The sequence below is a fragment of the uncultured Legionella sp. genome (assembly GCF_937871865.1).
GTDB lineage: Bacteria > Pseudomonadota > Gammaproteobacteria > Legionellales > Legionellaceae > Legionella.
Window position 1 is genome coordinate 1 of record NZ_CALMPD010000034.1, and the last position, 18,510, is coordinate 18,510.

Below are 18,510 nucleotides of genomic sequence, written 5' to 3' on the forward strand. Positions count from 1 at the left end.
AAAAATATAAAGATTTTTTCGAGTAGACCTGCCTGGTTTGCTTCAAGAAATTTAAAGGCGCTTTTTGTTTCAGGACTATTCGATAGTTGAGTCACTTGAAATGATTCAATAGAAACCTTTTCAGAACTGATATCAACTGTTATGTCCGCTTTCAAATCAGGAGCATCTGTCTCGCTCCTTATGTTACGCCAGTTTCCTTCCAATGTTAATTTAATATGTTGTCCATCTATAACATTAATATTTACATTATAATCAGACTGCATTAAAAACATATGGTTATTGTCCATTAGTAAGCCGTTGAGTACATTCCCCAGGGCAAACTGTAATCCAGCTTTACTTTGCAAAACTAATGACAGGATTTTATTTTGAAAAATAACATCAGTTACTCCTCTTGCTTTCAGGGAGTGTCTAAACGCATCCATGGTTATTTTTTCTTGATTTTAAACCAATTGGGCTAATTCAGGAAATACCGCATATGTGTTTCCTCGTCCAATTTCAGCTTCGTCAGTTGAATTGAAATCATTTATCACATCTTCTGTTTTAAATTTAAGAACAACTTCATTCATTTTTTTTAAATTATGGAAAAAATTGAATGAATTATGTGGTTGAGTGGAGTACACCAAATTAAATGATTTCTTACTCATATGAATTCCCCTGGATATTCGTATAATTTGAATTATACAGATCATTTATTAACTAAAAATTAAGTAAATAAACAACTTTCGAATGCTCCGTAAAGACCCTGGATCTATAACAATAAAGTTCAATTAGCGCAAGTTTCAAGCTTAAAACAGATGTCGGGCCATGGGCCCGATCTACGAAGTCATCATATGAATTTCAGAGAATGGTCTCAGGTATTAAGGTGTTTTTTTAATAACTGATTAATTTGTTCTGGATTTGCCTGGCCTTTTGTTTGTTTCATTATCTGACCTACAAAAAATGCCAATAGCTTTTCCTTTCCAGCACGGTATTCTGCTGTTTGTTCAGGATATTGCTGAATTACGTTAATAATCATTTCTTCAAGGGCAGAGCTATCTTCCATTTGTTGGTAGCCCTCTCGTTGAATGATGGCGTCTACATCGTCTTCACCTTCCCAAAGTTTGGTGAAAATTAATTTTGCATTATTTGATGAAAGAGCATTGTTGTGAATTTTATCAAGCAGATTAGCCATGGTGTTTGCTGAAACAGGCAGGGTTTCAAACGTTAAATTGTGCTCATTAAGCAAGGCTGCATAGTGACCTTTGAGCCAGTTGATGATTAATTTTTCAGGGCTTTTGCTGATTGATTTGATTTCTTTATAAAACTGATAAGCTTCTGGTGATGATAAAATAAAATTAATATCTTCATCATTTAATAGGGGAGTCTTTTTTAACTGCTGATAAATTTTGGCTGGTAAATCAGGTAAATTATTTTTAATTTCAGCTATTTGATATCGAGTAACTTCAATGGGCAACAGATCGGGATCTGGAAAATAACGGTAGTCGTTTTCATTTTCTTTATCTCTCATGGGATGAGTAGAATTAGTATCCGGGTTATAGAGACGCGTTTCTTGAGTAATTTTCTGTCCCTGTTCCAATAAATCCTGATGCCGTGCTTGCTCATAAGCAATTGCTTTTTCAATATAGCGGAATGAATTGAGGTTTTTTAGCTCAGTTCGAGTACCTAATGTGCTTGAATCTTTGGGTTTTAAGGAGATATTCACATCACAACGGAATGAACCTTCTTGCATATTGCCATCACATATTCCCAGAAAGCGAACCAATTGATGTAAGGTTTTTAAATATTTTATGGCTTCTTCTGCTGAATACATACAAGGAGCAGTTACAATTTCAAGCAATGGTGTTCCTGCCCGATTTAAATCTATCCCTGTATAATTCTGATGTGCTTCATGCAATGATTTTCCTGCATCTTCTTCAAGATGAGCCCGAACAATCTCAATTACTTTGATAGTGCCGTCATCGAGCATGATATTTAAGTGCCCATTACTAACTATCGGTCGTTGAAATTGACTGATTTGATAACCTTTAGGTAAATCGGGATAAAAATAATTTTTTCTTTCAAAAACTGATGCGTCATTAATATCGGCATTGATTGCTAATCCCAATTGGATGGCCATTACTACGGCTTGCTGGTTTAATACAGGAAGTACCCCTGGTAAACCCGCGTCAATGAAACAGGTATGCGAATTTGGTCTCGCTCCAAATGCAGTTGAAGCGCCTGAAAATAATTTGGATTTAGTTTTTAATTGGGCATGGACTTCTAGACCAATTACAGTATCCCATTCCATAAATCACCCTTTATTGTTAGGGCTGGACAAATGCCAGCTGGTCTGTTGTTGGTAGTGATGGGCAATATTAAGCAAACGGCCTTCACTAAAGTGTCTTCCCATTAATTGCAGACCAACGGGTAATCCCTTATCAAAGCCAGCGGGTATAGACAATGCTGGCAGTCCTGCAAGGTTTGCTGCAACAGTAAAGACATCCGCAAGATAGTTTTGGATTGGATCCGCTATTTTTTCACCCAGTTTAAACGCACAGGTTGGTGTAGTAGGGCCAAGAATAACATCTACAGTATTCAATGCAGTTGTTAACTCCTCCTGAATCAGGCGGCGAATTTTTTGCGCTTGTACGTAATAAGCATCGAAGTATCCTGCTGAAAGCACATGAGTTCCAGTAATAATTCTGCGTTTGACTTCATCACCAAAGCCTTCACTGCGTGAGTTGGTTATTAATTCAATCAGGCTGGATGCTTGAGTGCTTCTATGTCCGAACCGTATGCCATCATACCGTGAAAGATTTGAGGATGCTTCTGCACAGGCAATCACGTAATAACAAGGTACCCATAGTGGTTGAAGAGCAAGGTCCATTTCAACAATTTCTGCACCAAGCAGTTTAAATTCATTAACTGCCTGAAGAATAGCCTGTTGAATGCCTTGATCTACTTCTGGTTGAAAGAAACAGGTTGGCAGACCTATTCGTAATTTATCTAATGGTTTATTAATTTCAGCTATATAGTCAGGAACAGGGTTATCAACAGAAGTTGAATCTTGTGGATCAAAGCCAGTCAGCGCCTCTAATATAAATGCAAGATCTTCTGCACTTCTGGCCATTGGTCCTGCTTGATCAAGACTCGATGCATAAGCAACCATTCCAAAACGGGATACTAGCCCATAGGTTGGTTTTATTCCGCTAATGCCACAAAAGGCCGCTGGTTGTCGAATGGAGCCGCCTGTGTCTGAGCCAATAGAGTAGGGGACAAGCCCGGCAGCTACTGCTGCAGCTGAACCGCCAGATGAGCCACCAGGTACGCGCTCGTTATCCCATGGGTTTTTTACTGCGCCAAAATAACTGTTTTCATTGGCTGAACCCATGGCAAATTCATCCATATTAGTTTTACCAAGCAAAACAGCACCTTTGTTTTTTAATTTGCTTGTTATCGTAGCGTCGTAAGGAGATTGATAATGAGCTAACATTTTGGAACCACAGGTTGTTCTCATGGTTTTAGTACAGAACAGATCTTTTAGTGCCATGGGAATCCCGGTCAGAGAACCTCCTTCTCCTTTTTTTAATATCAGATCTGCTTGATGCGCTTCAATCAGGGCTTGTTCTTTATCAATACTTATAAAGGCATTGAGGTGCTCATTGAGTTGCATTTTATCGAGGCAGGCTTTTGTGAGCTCAACGCTTGATAGCTCTTTATTTCGGAGTGCCTGTGCCAGTTGATTCAGTGAAAAATGTTCCATGATTATTTACCTGACTCTATAACTTTGGGTACTAAATACAGATTGTCTTCAAACATTGGGGCAATAGCTTCCAATTCAGCAATACAGTCTGCTTCCGTAACTTCATCGGTTCTCAAGCGTTGGTGTAACGCAAAGGGATGATAAAGCGGAGCTACTTCATTGGTATTTACTGAGCGCAGTTGCTCGACAAAATCCATTATGGAACTGATTTCCTGAGTTAACTTAGACGAATGCTCTGAATCAATATCCAGATAAGCCAAACGGGCGATTTTTTCCAGATCTTTGGTGGATATGGTCATAATGGAATCCAGGTTGAAAGTGTCTCATTATAGCGAGATTATGATGAAAATGAAGTCTTGAATACCATGGATACGGAATTATCCAGCTTATTATTGCAGACGGATGTTTTTACAGTAGAATGAATACTTGTCCATTAATAATATAGTTGAGTTTTAAAGCCATGTTACAACATTATAAAACCCAGGGCGGTGTTCATGTTGAGTTTACTCAGGAAGCTCTGGATTATAGCCAGGGAATTGAGTCTTTGCTGCAGCGTATTGATTCACATCGAGGTGCATTATTTGCATCAAGCTTCGAATATCCCGGGCGCTACACCTGTTGGGACATAGGCTTTTATAATCCGCCTCTAGCCATTGTTTGCAAAGATGATTCTATTAAAATTGAAGCATTAAATCAGCGAGGCGAAGTATTGTTAGCTTGTATCAATCCGTTACTATCGACGCAAGAGCATCTGGAAACTGTTTCGAGTTCAAATCATCTTTTGCAGCTCAAAATTAAACCTTCACAAGAAGTCTTTAGTGAAGAGCACCGTAGTCATCAGCCTTCAGTATTCAATGTCATTCGATTATTACTCGCCTTTTTCAAATCAGATGAGGAGCCTTATTTAGGGTTATACGGCGCTTTTGGATTTGATCTGATCTATCAATTTGAACAACTTGTCAGACACAAGCAAAGAGATGACTCACAAAGAGAAATGGTTCTCTATCTTCCTGACGAAATATATATTATCAACCATAGGAAAGAAGAAGCTTTTTTAAGACGATATGATTTTCAATATCAAGGTAAATCCACTCAGTCTTTGGCAAGAGATGGAGTTTATTCTCCTTATCAGGCACCCAATAAACCTGTCGTAGAGTGTGATCATGCCGAAGGAGAGTATGCTGAAGTGGTACACAAGGCTAAAGAACGCTTTGCTTGTGGCGATTTATTTGAAGTAGTGCCTAGCCAAACGTTTTATTCTCATTTTGCGGAATTGCCCTCTGAATTATTTAATAAAATGAGGCGTGTTAATCCGTCCCCTTATGGATTTTTTATTAATCTGGGAGAAGAAGAATACCTGGTAGGGGCTTCGCCTGAAATGTATGTTCGTGTGCAGGGACGTCGAGTTGAAACCTGTCCTATTTCAGGAACAATCAAACGTGGCTCCGATGCCATTGAAGACGCGCAGAATATTCAGATTTTACTCGACTCAGAGAAAGAAGAGTCTGAATTAACTATGTGTACTGATGTTGATAGAAATGATAAATCCAGAATATGTGAAGCGGGCAGCGTCAAGGTCATTGGGCGTCGGCAAATTGAAATGTATTCTCGTCTCATTCATACCGTTGATCATGTCGAGGGGATACTAAGGGATGAATTTGATGCGGTGGATGCTTTTTTAACTCATATGTGGGTTGTCACCGTTACTGGTGCCCCCAAAATATGGGCAATGAATTTTATAGAACAACATGAAAAATCACCTCGCAAATGGTATGCGGGGGCGGTCGGCTGGTTTGGGTTTGATGGAAATTTAAATACCGGACTGGTATTAAGAACTGTTCGTATCGAAAAGGGCATAGCTGAAGTTCGGGTCGGAGCGACACTACTTTATGATTCAGTCCCTGAATCTGAGGAGCAGGAAACTCGTTTGAAGGCCTCAGCCTTTTTAGATCTATTAAAAAATACCCAGGGTAAAAACAGCGGTACTCAAAATCCGTTACCATTAACTGGGGGGAAGAAAAAGGTATTGTTGATTGATCATCAGGATTCATTTGTTCACACCTTGGCAAATTATATTCGGCAGACAGGGGCTGAAGTCAGCACTATTCGTTATGACAATGCTTTAAATTATTTAAAGAATAATCATTATGACCTGGTTGTTTTATCACCAGGCCCTGGTAAACCCAGTGACTTTAATTTGTCTGCTACCCTTGATGAAATCATTAGGCAAACAATTCCTGTCTTTGGCGTTTGCCTGGGGCTTCAAGGAATAGTCGAACATTTTGGCGGAATACTGGATGTTCTTGATTACCCTATGCATGGAAAGCCTTCAATAATTAAGATATTAAAATCGGATGGTCTTTTTAGTCATTTGCGTGAACGTATCAAAGTAGGCAGATACCACTCTCTTTATGCACGATTATCGGCAATGCCTAAAGAACTGGAAGTAACTGCCATGAGTGAGGATGGCGTAGTGATGGCTGTGTCACACAGGCATTTACCTATTCATGCGGTGCAATTTCATCCGGAAACGATTCTTTCATTAACTGATCAGACTGGATTTAAAATCATTACTAATTTAATGAATATGGTGGAATGAATGGGTAAGAAGATCCTGATTTTATATGCTGTTTCGATGATATTAGGTGTTTTAACCGGAACTATAGCATCATTATTTCAGTTAGCCATTGGATGGCTTGATGCATTAATGGAATCATTATACCACTTCGTTCATACTCAGGGCTGGCCCGTGAGTATTGTTTCAGCTGTAGTCTCTATGTTAATGATTTTAATCGCTTTTCTTGGTGTGAAACATATTGCGCCAGAAGCTTCGGGAAGTGGTGTGCCAGAAATCGAAGGCACTCTGCTTCATATTCGGCCTATTTTTTGGAAGCGGTTAATACCCGTTAAATTTTTCTCTGGCATCTTGGCTATCTCATCAAAGCTGGTTGTTGGACGTGAAGGCCCCACCATTCAAATGGGAGGAAATCTTGGTGAAATGTTAGGTGATATGCTTCGGCTACCTCGCCGCAGGCGAGATACCTTAATTGCTGCGGGCTCTGCAGCTGGTCTTGCGGCAGCCTTTAATGCACCTCTTGCTGGTGTATTATTTGTTATGGAAGAAATGCGTAATCAATTTAATTATTCGTTTACTAATTTTAAAATGGTAATTATTTGTTGCGTCATGGCTACAATTACTTTGCATGTAATTATAGGATCACAACCGGCGATTCAAATGCAGTTATTCGAATTACCTACCTTGAGTGCTTTGTGGTGGTTTTGTTTATTTGGCATTGTTATTGGTCTGATAGGACTTTTGTTTAACGTAACGTTAATGAGGATTCTAGGTCTTTTAGATAAAGTCAGTCCAAGGCATAAAATTTATTATGTGTTGCTAGTCGGTTTATTAATTGGCTCTTTAGCGTACAGCTATCCCCAAATGGTCGGTGGTGGGTATGTAATTATCAATCAGGCTCTGACGATGTCTCCGATGTTTGGTCTTTTATGTGTTCTGATTGTCATCCGGTTTTTTACTACGATGCTGTCCTATTCTACCGGTGTTCCTGGCGGAATTTTTGCTCCTATGCTCGCATTGGGAACTCTGTTGGGATTAGCTATGTTTCATTTATTTCAATATTTTAATATTGATCCTTCAATTCATCCTGGAATGTTTGCAGTTGCAGGTATGGGGGCATTGTTTGCGGCAACCGTCAGATCGCCTATTACTGGTGTAGTTTTAGTCGTTGAAATGACTCAGAATTATTCCCTTATATTGCCCTTGATGATTACTTGTATTACCTCAACAACTATCGTGCAATTAGCTCGAAATAAACCAATTTATACTCAGTTGTTAGAACGAACATTAACGTTGAATTCTAAAAATTTGGTAAAAGATTCCGAATGAGAGCATCTCGGAAATTATAGTTTTAGATCTTTTGAGCAATCGAAAGTAGAAACTCCTTCTATATTATCTGGACGATTGAATATCTCAGGATGTTGCAAAGCAATTGCCGCGTCCTGATAACCTGCTTGCCAATGCTCTTTCATACTCAAACGAGAAAACTCATAGTCTTTAGAAAAACCTTCATACTTACGCGCTCGATAAATGAGCTGAATAATATTATACACTTTATGATCTGCGACTTTTTTAAGTAATTCTACGTCTTCATCATGTTGTAATTCCAGCGGTAATTTGGAAATCAAATTAGCTAGGGCACAGCGTACTCGTTGAACATACTTGAAACGGTCTGTTGAGGCACGAGTTCGACTGGAATATTGAATTTCTTTTTGACGGGTCATTGCGTCGGATAGATTTCTTGGTAAGTCACCTCTTGCACTCCAAAGATCAATCTGAAATGCAAGAGTATCTTGTCTGACACGCCCATCTACTACCCATTCCAAAGGAGTGTTTGAAATGAGACCACCATCCCAATAAAATTCGCCATCAATTTCAGTAGCCGCGAAGCCTGGCGGTAATGAACCACTTGCCATTATATGTTCCGGTCGGATTTCATGGCATGTGTTATCAAAATAAATAAAATTTCCAGTGCTTACATTTACTGCGCCTACGCTAAAGCGCGACTCTCCATGATTGATGCGGTCAAAGTCTACAAAACGCTCAAGGGTATTTTTTAATGTATTGGTATCATAAAAGCTGGTAGCCTCTATTGTGCCTTCCGGGCAGAGAACAGGGTGCAGAGTGCGTGGTGTAAAAAAATCTGGGGCACCTGTCATCAGAGTAAAATGAGCACTCATTTTATTAAATAAACTGCGTCCCAGGTTATCTTCGTAAGGCATATTTTCAAACATGGTTGCCAAACTCCAACCGGGATTGGCAGTAATTGCTTCCCAGAATCCTTTGAGTTTTGCTACCCTTTCTTTAGGAGGATTTCCCGCGATAATTGCTGCATTGATAGCTCCTATCGAAATTCCTGCAATCCAGTCAGGATATAATTCAACTTCTGCCAAGGCTTCATAAACTCCTGCCTGATATGAACCTAGAGCACCTCCTCCTTGTAACACAAGGGCTACGCATTCAAAAGGAAGACGCCTTTTTTTGAAGCTTTTTATTCGTCTAGAAGAGGGGATTCGAGTTGCCATTAATATTCTCCTTACTCATATATGAAACGTAGACTGTATTTTACAAAGTCGCAATACAGAACATCGTTTATATTTAAGGTGTATGGAATGTTAAATCAGAAATCCTATGAAATAAGTTGCCTGAGGCGATAAAGCTTTTATTGATAATTGACATACTTGGCGCTGTGACATTGCATCTCAAACCCTAGGTCCAGGCTTTTTCTGTGAGAGTAGTAGATACTGCTAATAAGGCTCGGTAAGTCTGGATTTTAAACTCAAATGCCAACAGAGCCTAATATTATCGTGATTAGCGCTCGCAAATTAATTCGAAATCGCTATATAATCTTCATTTGAGATGTTGTAATTATTATTACATCATTAACCGCATTATGGTTGGCTAATGTCTAAATTTAATCAGCAAAGTTTTTATGCATGGCTATTTATAGTCCCTCAACTTCTTGTGACCGTTATATTTTTTATTTGGCCTGCTTGCAGCGCGTTTATTCAATCTTTTTTTTATACGGATGCCTTTGGCTTGCATCAGCATTTTGCGGGATTGACTAATTTTATAGATCTGTTTCAAGATCCTGGTTATGTAAAAGCCGTATGGTTTACTTTTGTTATAGCTATTAGTGTCACTGTACTTACTATGAGTTCAGGACTTCTGTTAGCGACACTGGTAAGCAATAGAACTAAAAGTCAGGGTGTATATAAATCATTGCTCATCTGGCCCTATGCTATAGCACCAGCTGTTGCTGCAATACTTTGGCGTTTTCTTTGCCACCCGACATTAGGATGGTTGACTCATTTTTTGGAATCGATAGGGATTCATTTTGATTACATTAACAATGCGCACCAGGCCTTACTGGTTGTTATTTTAACTGCAAGCTGGCAGCAGTTTAGTTATAATTTTTTATTTTATTTTGCTGCGCTTAAAGCCATTCCACAAACGCTGATTGATGCGGCCATTATTGATGGTGCAACTCCATTTCGGCGGTTTTGGCAGATTATTGTTCCTTTGCTGTCTCCTACTACCTTTTTTCTTTTGATCATGAATTTGATTTATGGCTTTTTTGATACATTTGGCATTATTCAGGTAATGACTCACGGCGGGCCTGGAAATAGTACGACCAATTTAATTTATAAAGTATATCAAGATGGATTTGAAGGAATGGATTTAGGTAGTTCCTCGGCTCAGTCTGTTTTGTTAATGGGTATTGTTATTTTTGTTTCATTACTGCAATTCAGATATCTGGAAAAAAAGGTGCATTACGAATGAGTTATTTTAATCGCCTGATATCACATGGTTTTTTAGGGTTATTTATTGTTTTGATGCTGTTACCATTGTACCTTGCTGTAGTTGCTGCGAGCAACGAAGGCAGTGCAATGATGCAGTCTCAGCTCCCTCTATTTCCAGGAGCCTCTTTTTTTAAAAATCTTAAAGTAGTACTAACCCAGGGGATAGCTGTTACTGGTGGTGAGCCAATTACTATCATGCTGTTGAATAGTATGTTAATGGCTTTTGCTATTGCTTTTGGAAAAATAATCTTAGCTTTGGGCTCTGCATTTGCTCTTGTTTATTTTGATTTCCCATTTAAGAAATCGTGTTTTGCACTAATTTTTGCAACAATGATGCTGCCGGTTGAAGTAAGGATAGTCCCTACTTTTCAGGTTGTTGCATCATTTGGTTTACTCAACTCATTTAGTGGACTTTCTTTACCTTTACTTGCCTCTGCGACAGGAACATTTTTATTTCGGCAATTTTTTAAGACGATACCTAAAGAACTGGTTGATGCCTCAAAACTGGATGGTGCGGGGCCTGTACGTTTTTTCTTTGATATTGTTTTACCGTTATCACGTACTCAGATTGCAGCCTTATTTGTTATTTTATTTGTGTATGGGTGGAATCAATATTTATGGCCATTAGTTATCACTACTGAAACCAAAATGGCAACCATTGTAATGGGCATTCGTTATCTTGCCGGGGTCGCCGACCAGGTTCCCGAATGGCATTACATTATGACCGTAGCGTTGATAGCCCTCGCGCCACCTTGCATGGTGGTCATGTTGACGCAACGCTGGTTCGAAAAAGGATTAAAATAAGCATGGCTACAGTTGAATTAATTGATGTTACAAAAAATGTAGGGGCATCATCCATTTTGAATCAGATCAATGTGAGTATCAAAAAGGGTGAGTTTATGGTGGTTGTCGGGCCATCTGGTTGTGGAAAATCAACCTTACTGCGATTAATTGCGGGACTCGATCATGTAAGTGATGGAAGCATATTAATTAATGACCAATGTGTTAATGATATTCCTGCGGCTAAAAGAGACATGGCCATGGTCTTTCAAAATTATGCACTCTATCCGCATATGACTGTATTCGATAACATGGCCTATGGCCTGAAAATGCGTAAATACAGTAAGGCTGATATTAATCAGCGAGTTGCTGATGCTGCTCAATTACTGCAATTAACACCTTATCTTGAAAGAAAACCTCACGCACTGTCCGGCGGGCAGAAACAGAGGGTTGCCATGGGTAGGGCAATGGTGCGTTCACCTTCAGTTTTTTTATTCGATGAACCCTTATCTAATCTTGATGCAAAATTACGTAATGAAATGCGTCATGAAATAAAAAAATTACATCGACAACTTAATACAACCAGTTTATATGTAACTCATGATCAGACAGAAGCGATGACAATGGCTGAGCGAGTATTGGTGCTGAATCAGGGGTGTGTTGAGCAGGTAGGTACCCCACAAGAGCTTTATCAGAATCCCGCAACTCAGTTTGTCGCAGGATTTACAGGACATTATCCGATTAATTTTTTTATGGGGACCTATGATAAAAAATCAAAGACGATACAAACCGGCCTTGGAATTGATTATCCTGCTCCTCAGTGGACTGAAATCATCGAGGATAATACTGCGCTTACATTGGCGATGAGGCCTGAGCATATTCAGTATTGTCTTGAAAAAAGCCCTGAATCCATCGAATTAAAAATAGACTATATAGATGATATGGGAGCGGATAAATTAATACAGGCAAAATGCATGCAAAATGGTGAGAGTATCACTTTGCGGCTACCTGCAGACTATACTTTTCCTAGTGGACAGTTGCATGTTGAATTACCTAAAATGAAAATACATGTATTTCATCCGGACACAGGCAAGCGAATTGGAGAATGGTGTGAAGAAAAATAAGAGTACTATAAAACCTGTAGATGCCCCATCTTATGGATATTGGTCGGCTCTGTATATGTCGTTCTATTCAAAGCGTTTGTATATTGATGTAGGTAAACGCTGGAAGGGCATCGGTTTGCTTTACCTTTTATTGGTTGTAGCTGTTTTGGCAATTCCTTATTCAGTAAACATGAGTAAGGAATTCGATAAGGATTTCCAGGAACTGTTTTTAGTACCAATAAAACAATTACCTACAATTTATATTCAAAATGGTGAAGTAACATTTGATAAACCAATGCCTTATTTTATAAAAAATGATAAAGGACAAATTGTAACTATTATTGATACTACCGGAACTGTAAATGAGTTCACAAAAGAGTATCCCAAACTTACTCTGTTAATCAACAAAGAACAAATGGCCTTTAAATTGCCTGCACCGTCCATGATGAATCTGGTGGATGAAGATACTCGAGGGCCTTCTGTCATTCAGCCTTTTGATAAAGGAATGAACATGATGTTTGATGGGAACAGCATCGTGAATAACAGTTCTATTTACGGATTAAAATATGCCGCTCAAGTGATAATGTATCCGATTGTCGTAGCAATTTTTTATTCGTTATTTGCGGTTTTCTTTTTAGTGCTTGCCTTTTTAGGACAAGTATTTTCGACCATCTTTTTCTCTTTTAAATTAGGGTTTAAAAAATCTTGTCGCTTGTTTATGGTGTCATCTACTCCAATGCTTGCGATTTTGATGCTCTTTTTAACCTTGAATCTTATCTTCCCGGGATTTGGATTTATTTTATTAATAGTACTGGCAGGGTATTATAGTTTTGCAATTTATTCCTTGCGCTCTGAAAGCTTGCAAGTGGTGTCTCAATGAGAGAGCTGATCCATTTTGCCCATGGCAATGGATTTCCTTCTCTTTGTTATAAGCAATTTTTAAATGTCTTGGAAGAGCAGTTTGACTTATGTTACGTTGATAGAATAGGTCATAACCCTGCTTATCCGGTAAGTGAAAATTGGCATGATCTTGTTGCTGAAATAATTGCCAGTATTCAGACTCAGGCTCAGCAGCCAGTAATTGCTGTAGGACATTCATTAGGTGGAGTGCTCAGCTTGCTCGCGGCAATTGAACAGCCAATGCTATTCAGGGCTGTTATTCTGCTTGATTCACCTCTGATTGGGCCTATTAAGTCGAATATGGTGAGATTGGCTAAAGCACTGGGGATTATTGATAAAATTACCCCGGCATTTCGAACCAAGGGTCGAAGAACATATTGGAAAAACCAGGAGCAATTACTGGAATATTTAAAAACCAGAGATCTATTTAAAACATTTACAGATGAATGTTTGAATGATTACATTACCTATGGACTGGATTTAAAAGAGGATGGTTATCATTTGCGGTTTGACCGGAATATTGAGTATCAAATCTACCGAACTATTCCCCATGTTATTCCAGCTTATAAAGGAATGTTATCTGTACCTGCTGCTCTGATTTATGGTGATAAAAGTACGGTAGTTCATCGAATGGATCGGCATTATATGAAGAGCCATTTTAATATTAAAAGTGTTAAAACGAAAGGAACACATCTATTTCCAATGGAACATCCGGAGGCTGTAGCAAAACAGGTTATAGACGTGATAAATGCTATACTTTAAGAAGTAAATCCACGGTTATTTTAAATCAGCAGATAATAAGGAGAACGCTGTGCTACATGTACTTTTAATACTTGCAACAATTGGTGCTGCAGGGATATTACTAACCCGTCAGGCGGCACTGTCGGTGTGGGCTATCAGTTTTGCATTATTTATGGGATTGATAATGTATTTTGGTTCTCCTGGTGTGTTTACTCAAATAGTTTTATGGACTATTCAGCTTGTGCTTATCGCAGGCTCCATTCGTCCGCTGAGAAGAGCGTTAGCCTCAAAGCATTTATTTAAATTAATAAGTAAAGCAATGCCTGCAATGTCAAGTACTGAAAGAGAAGCTTTAGAGGCTGGCACTGTCAGTTGGGAAGGGGACTTATTTAGTGGTGCGCCAAATTTTTCAGTTCTTCGAAGTGCTCCTGTAGTTGACTTATCTAACGAAGAAAAAGAATTTTTGAATGGCCCGGTAAACACACTTTGCGCTATGCTTGATGATTGGGATATCACGCACAATCGTACTGATTTGCCACCAGAAATATGGCAATTTATTAAAGATAATCGTTTTCTGGGAATGATTATCCCCAAACGTTATGGTGGATTAGAGTTTTCTGCTACGGCTCAAATGTCAATTCTGGTGACAATTTACGGTCGTTCTATTACTGCTGCTACGACTATTTCCGTACCTAATTCTTTAGGACCAGGCGAGTTGCTTCTAAAATACGGTACTGAAGATCAAAAAAATTATTACTTACCCCGTTTGGCGGATGGACGTGAAGTTCCTTGTTTTGCTTTAACTGGCCCCAATGCGGGCTCAGATGCTGCATCCATTCCAGATCAGGGCATAGTTTGTCGTCAGGAATTTAATGGCGAAGAAGTTATCGGAATTAAGCTTAATTGGGATAAGCGTTACATCACTTTATGTCCCGTAGCCACAGTAATTGGTTTGGCATTTAGAATGTTCGATCCGAATAATTTATTGGGTAAAGGTGAAGATCTTGGGATCAGCTGTGCTCTTATTCCAGCAACAACTCCTGGCGTAACTAAGGGACGCAGGCATTTTCCATTAAATACCGGATTTTTAAATGGCCCAACTCAAGGGAAAAATGTCTTTATTCCTATGGATTATTTAATCGGTGGGGCTACTATGGCTGGGCAAGGATGGCGTATGTTAATGGAATGCCTGAGTGCCGGGCGCGCTATTTCACTTCCTTCTAGTGCTTGTGGTGGGGCTCAAGCGGCTGCTTTAGCCTCTGGGGCTTATGCCAGAATCCGTAAACAATTTAATCAGCCAATTGGAAAATTCGAAGGTATAGAAGAACCTTTAGCACGAATTGCTGCAAATACTTATATTATCGATGCCTCTCTAACCATGGCTGCTGCAGCAATTGATCATGGGGCTAAACCTTCTGTAGCAGGTGCCATATTGAAATACCACACTACTGAACGTGCACGTGAATTGGCTCTTGATGCGATGGACATACATGGCGGTAAAGGAATTTGTCTTGGGCCAAATAATTATCTGGGAAGAGGATATCAAGGTTCGCCAATAGGTATTACTGTTGAAGGGGCAAATATTCTTACCCGTAGCTTAATTATTTTTGGTCAGGGTGCTGTACGTTGTCATCCTTATGTTTATAAAGAACTGGAAAGCGTTCGCAATAATGATTTGGAACAATTTGATAAGGCATTTTTTGCTCATGCGGGCTTTATTATTGCAAACTTTACCAAATCGCTTATCTTCTCCTGGACTGATGCACTGATGACAAAAGCTCCAGTGAGTTCTGTAAAACGATATTATCAGTTAATTCATAAATACAGTGCGAATCTTGCCTTTTTATCTGATTTCTCTATGGTTGTCATGGGAGGCGAGTTAAAACGTCGGGAAAAGTTATCTGCTCGATTAGGTGATATGTTGAGTTGCTTGTACATGGCATCCGCTGTATTGAAACGATTCTATGAAGATGGTGAACCCAAAGCTGATTTACCTTTAGTTGAGTGGAGCTGTCAGCAATTATTGCATGAGTGCGAAGATGCGATGCATGGTGTTATTATTAATTTCCCTGCACGCTGGGCACGAATTGTCTTGCCATTAATTTTGAAGCCTTTTGGTAATAGACGCCATATTCCTAATGATCGATTAGGGCATCAATTAGCACGTATGTTAATTGAGCCTAATGAAACCAGAACACGACTCACTCGTTTGGTTTATCGTGAGCCTGGTGAGTATTGCCCATTAGGTCGAATGGAAGAAGCATTTCACAAAATTTGTGCTGCAGAAGAATTGGAGCGAAAAGTGATGAAGGCTGCAAAAGAACAGGTCTTGAAATCACTTACTTTCAAAGAGCAAATTGCTGAAGCATTAAATCTTGAAATACTGACTTCTGATGAAGCCAAGCAATTGGAAGAGGCCGAGATTGCGCGACAAGAAGTCATCAAGGTCGATGATTTTGCTGATGAAGAGCTTCGACGACCTGTAATAGCCAGTGATCATAAATCAAGGAAAAAGCAGGTTGAAACAGATGGTATGGAAACAGAAATCGTTTAGTTCAAAAAACGTCCGCTAATTTGTAATTTAGCGGGCGTTTCTTCTGTCTTTTCAGGTCTTAGGGGAATGGAACCACTGTCTTAAGCAAAAATACATCTGCTCCTGGTTTGGTAAATTCTCCTGCCGATGTTGGCCACCATTACGGTATCAATCACAATATTTACTGTAATTTCATAGAGGTACAACATCTTTCCTTATGGCAATTCTCTAGGCTGACAGCGGTAATTCTGAATAGGAAAAACTCCTCTGGTTCTTGAGATATTATTGAACAATTGGTTATTTCACGCTAGTGACTCTGTAGTTGAGAACAGAATGAAGTCAACCCAGTTTAGATTTTAATGAAATATCGTTTTGGATTGACTCTGTTATATTCACAATAACGAAATGTGTATACAGCCCGAATGTTGATAAAATTTGTGTTCTAGTTCTATTAAATGCATTCTATGTGGAATACTATTTAACAGCTTACAACTGGATCATCGTTTCGGTTAAAGAAATTATATTTTTGAAGAGTTTTGGCAAGTCTGGTATTAATAATGCATAAAGCAGGGGAATCAAGCATAAGATCTTAATTAATATAAGTTCTGCTTCCCGGCTTTATTAAGCTTGTTCAACAGCATCTGGCATTGTAATGTTTAATTCCAGCACGGCATTATCGCCCATTCGTTCCAGATTCACACTGACTTGATCTTTAGTGATATGAACATACTTTGCTATAACTGCAAGAATTTCTTCTTGCAGTTTAGGCAGGTAATCAGGAGTGTTACGTTGTGAACGCTCATGAGAAATAATAATTTGCAGGCGTTCTTTCGCAACAGAGGCCGTAGAATTTCTTCTACGTAAGTAATTGAATATACTCATATTGTCACTTCCTCTTTATTTTTACCGAATAAGCGACGAAGCAAGCCTTTACGCTCGTTATTTATAAAGCGCATTGGTCTGTCTTCTCCGAGAAAACGAGCTATAGCATCCTGATAGGCAATGCCTGCATCACTTGCTTCATCAAGTATTACAGGTGTCCCGGTATTTGATGCTTTAAGAACCGATTTGGATTCTGGAATAACACCAATTAATGGAATTGCCAATATTTCTTTTACATCAGTTACTGATAACATTTCACCACGTTCAGCACGTTCTGGATCGTAGCGAGTTAATAGCAAATGTTCCTGAACTGGTGTTGCATTCTCAATAGCTCTTTTCGTTTTACTGGCCAATATACCCAGTATTCGATCTGAATCTCGAACAGAGGATACCTCAGGATTGGTTACTACTATTGCATGATCAGCAAAATACATTGCCATCAATGCGCCAGTTTCTATTCCTGCTGGAGAATCACAAATGATAAAATCAAAATCCTTCGCTAACTCATTGAGTATTTTTCCAACCCCATCAATAGTCAGCGCATCTTTATCTCGAGTTTGTGATGCAGGCAGTATGTATAAATTAGGTACTCGCTTATCTTTGATAAGTGCCTGATTCAAGCTTGCTTCGCCATTTATGACATTTACAAAGTCATAGACTACACGGCGCTCACAGCCCATAATGATATCCAGGTTTCTTAAACCAATATCGAAATCTATAACGACAGTCTTATGACCTAATAAGGCAAGACCTGAAGAAATAGCCGCAGAAGAAGTAGTTTTACCTACTCCACCTTTACCAGATGTAATTACAATTATTTTAGCCAACGCTGAACCCTTCCTATAGTTTCGATTCAACACAATATTTAACCAACAGTGTACACGCTATTGATTCAATAATTCAAGATGTCAAGAGCTTCAATCTAAATTAAACCTGAAATAGATGCGAAAGTGTTATATTTATGAATTAAATGTTTAACTTTTTTTACAAATGTAGTAGACTATTCGGTTAATTTTAACTACTGGAGTGAGAACACTATGCCTCTTTCCATTGTGCAGCAATCTCTTACCTTTGATGATGTATTACTTGTCCCTGCCCATTCCCTGATTTTGCCCAAAGATGTGTCTTTAAAAACCAAATTAACACGTTCTATCGACTTGAATATGCCTTTGCTTTCAGCGGCAATGGATACGGTTACTGAGGCTCGTTTGGCAATTGCCCTGGCCCAGGAAGGGGGTATTGGCATTATACATAAGAATATGGGGATTAATGAGCAGGCAGAAGAAGTAAGACGGGTTAAAAAGTTTGAAAGTGGTATGGTTAAAGATCCAATTTCAGTTACTCCTGATATTACAGTAAAGGAATTACTTGAGGTGATGACTAAGTATAATTTCTCAGGAGTTCCTGTTGTTGATGGCCAAAACCTGGTGGGAATTGTAACCAGTCGCGAC

At 39.0% G+C, this 18,510-nt stretch carries 17 protein-coding genes; 9 read left to right on the top strand and 8 right to left on the bottom strand.

Annotation, left to right across the window (positions count from 1 at the left end):
• The 5 genes from Q0495_RS02120 to gatC form a co-directional block, all read right to left on the bottom strand.
• A partial coding sequence (locus Q0495_RS02120) for a hypothetical protein (RefSeq protein ID WP_298622544.1) occupies positions 1 to 422 on the bottom strand: 422 nt, incomplete at its 3' end.
• An 18-nt stretch (positions 423 to 440) separates the two neighbouring features.
• Positions 441 to 644, bottom strand: a complete 204-nt coding sequence (locus Q0495_RS02125; RefSeq protein ID WP_298622546.1) for a hypothetical protein — start codon at positions 642 to 644, stop codon at positions 441 to 443.
• A 206-nt stretch (positions 645 to 850) separates the two neighbouring features.
• Complete coding sequence (gene gatB, locus Q0495_RS02130; protein ID WP_298622549.1) at positions 851 to 2,287, bottom strand: Asp-tRNA(Asn)/Glu-tRNA(Gln) amidotransferase subunit GatB; 1,437 nt, start codon at positions 2,285 to 2,287, stop codon at positions 851 to 853.
• Between the two features lie 3 nt (positions 2,288 to 2,290).
• Complete coding sequence (gene gatA / locus Q0495_RS02135; protein WP_298622551.1) at positions 2,291 to 3,742, bottom strand: Asp-tRNA(Asn)/Glu-tRNA(Gln) amidotransferase subunit GatA; 1,452 nt, start codon at positions 3,740 to 3,742, stop codon at positions 2,291 to 2,293.
• Positions 3,743 to 3,744: 2 nt separating this feature from the next.
• Positions 3,745 to 4,041, bottom strand: coding sequence for an Asp-tRNA(Asn)/Glu-tRNA(Gln) amidotransferase subunit GatC (gene gatC, locus Q0495_RS02140; protein WP_298622554.1), 297 nt, complete (start codon positions 4,039 to 4,041; stop codon positions 3,745 to 3,747).
• 161 nt (positions 4,042 to 4,202) lie between these two features.
• Here gatC and Q0495_RS02145 point away from each other — a divergent pair, with 161 nt between their 5' ends.
• Both Q0495_RS02145 and clcA read left to right on the top strand, forming a co-directional pair.
• Positions 4,203 to 6,341 (top strand): anthranilate synthase component I, encoded by a 2,139-nt coding sequence (locus Q0495_RS02145; protein WP_298622557.1) that lies wholly within the window; start codon positions 4,203 to 4,205, stop codon positions 6,339 to 6,341.
• The gene (gene clcA / locus Q0495_RS02150) at positions 6,342 to 7,646 is read left to right on the top strand and encodes a H(+)/Cl(-) exchange transporter ClcA (protein ID WP_298622559.1); all 1,305 of its coding nucleotides are present in this window, start codon (positions 6,342 to 6,344) and stop codon (positions 7,644 to 7,646) included. It abuts the gene before it with no gap.
• Between the two features lie 14 nt (positions 7,647 to 7,660).
• Here the strand turns inward: clcA and Q0495_RS02155 are convergent, their stop codons facing one another.
• Positions 7,661 to 8,842 carry a DUF3734 domain-containing protein gene (locus tag Q0495_RS02155; protein ID WP_298622562.1) on the bottom strand — a complete coding sequence of 394 codons (1,182 nt, stop codon included), beginning with the start codon at positions 8,840 to 8,842 and terminating at the stop codon, positions 7,661 to 7,663.
• A gap of 379 nt (positions 8,843 to 9,221) precedes the next feature.
• On the opposite strand from Q0495_RS02155, the gene Q0495_RS02160 reads away from it, so the two are divergent.
• From Q0495_RS02160 to Q0495_RS02185, 6 genes are read left to right on the top strand one after another with little or no spacing between them, the layout of a single operon-like run.
• Positions 9,222 to 10,100, top strand: coding sequence for an ABC transporter permease subunit (locus tag Q0495_RS02160; RefSeq protein WP_298622564.1), 879 nt, complete (start codon positions 9,222 to 9,224; stop codon positions 10,098 to 10,100).
• Positions 10,097 to 10,924: a sn-glycerol-3-phosphate ABC transporter permease UgpE gene (gene ugpE / locus Q0495_RS02165; RefSeq protein WP_298622566.1), complete on the top strand. Its 828-nt coding sequence runs from the start codon at positions 10,097 to 10,099 to the stop codon at positions 10,922 to 10,924. Before Q0495_RS02160 ends, ugpE begins: the two co-directional genes overlap by 4 nt.
• A gap of 2 nt (positions 10,925 to 10,926) precedes the next feature.
• Complete coding sequence (locus tag Q0495_RS02170; protein ID WP_298622575.1) at positions 10,927 to 12,024, top strand: ABC transporter ATP-binding protein; 1,098 nt, start codon at positions 10,927 to 10,929, stop codon at positions 12,022 to 12,024.
• Positions 12,011 to 12,883: a DUF1189 family protein gene (locus tag Q0495_RS02175; protein ID WP_298622569.1), complete on the top strand. Its 873-nt coding sequence runs from the start codon at positions 12,011 to 12,013 to the stop codon at positions 12,881 to 12,883. The genes Q0495_RS02170 and Q0495_RS02175 overlap by 14 nt, the downstream gene beginning before the upstream one ends.
• A complete protein-coding gene (locus tag Q0495_RS02180) occupies positions 12,880 to 13,665 on the top strand; it encodes an alpha/beta hydrolase (protein ID WP_298622570.1) in 786 nt (261 codons plus the stop codon). Before Q0495_RS02175 ends, Q0495_RS02180 begins: the two co-directional genes overlap by 4 nt.
• Positions 13,666 to 13,714: 49 nt before the next feature.
• Entirely contained in the window at positions 13,715 to 16,198 is a 2,484-nt protein-coding gene (locus Q0495_RS02185) for an acyl-CoA dehydrogenase (protein ID WP_298622571.1), read from the top strand.
• A gap of 600 nt (positions 16,199 to 16,798) precedes the next feature.
• Here the strand turns inward: Q0495_RS02185 and minE are convergent.
• The gene (gene minE / locus Q0495_RS02190; RefSeq protein WP_298622572.1) at positions 16,799 to 17,059 is read right to left on the bottom strand and encodes a cell division topological specificity factor MinE; all 261 of its coding nucleotides are present in this window, start codon (positions 17,057 to 17,059) and stop codon (positions 16,799 to 16,801) included.
• Positions 17,056 to 17,886: a septum site-determining protein MinD gene (gene minD / locus Q0495_RS02195; protein ID WP_298622573.1), complete on the bottom strand. Its 831-nt coding sequence runs from the start codon at positions 17,884 to 17,886 to the stop codon at positions 17,056 to 17,058. The genes minE and minD overlap by 4 nt, the downstream gene beginning before the upstream one ends.
• Before the next feature lie 210 nt (positions 17,887 to 18,096).
• Here minD and Q0495_RS02200 point away from each other — a divergent pair.
• On the top strand, positions 18,097 to 18,510 hold a 414-nt coding region (locus Q0495_RS02200; protein ID WP_298622574.1), incomplete at its 3' end, for an IMP dehydrogenase.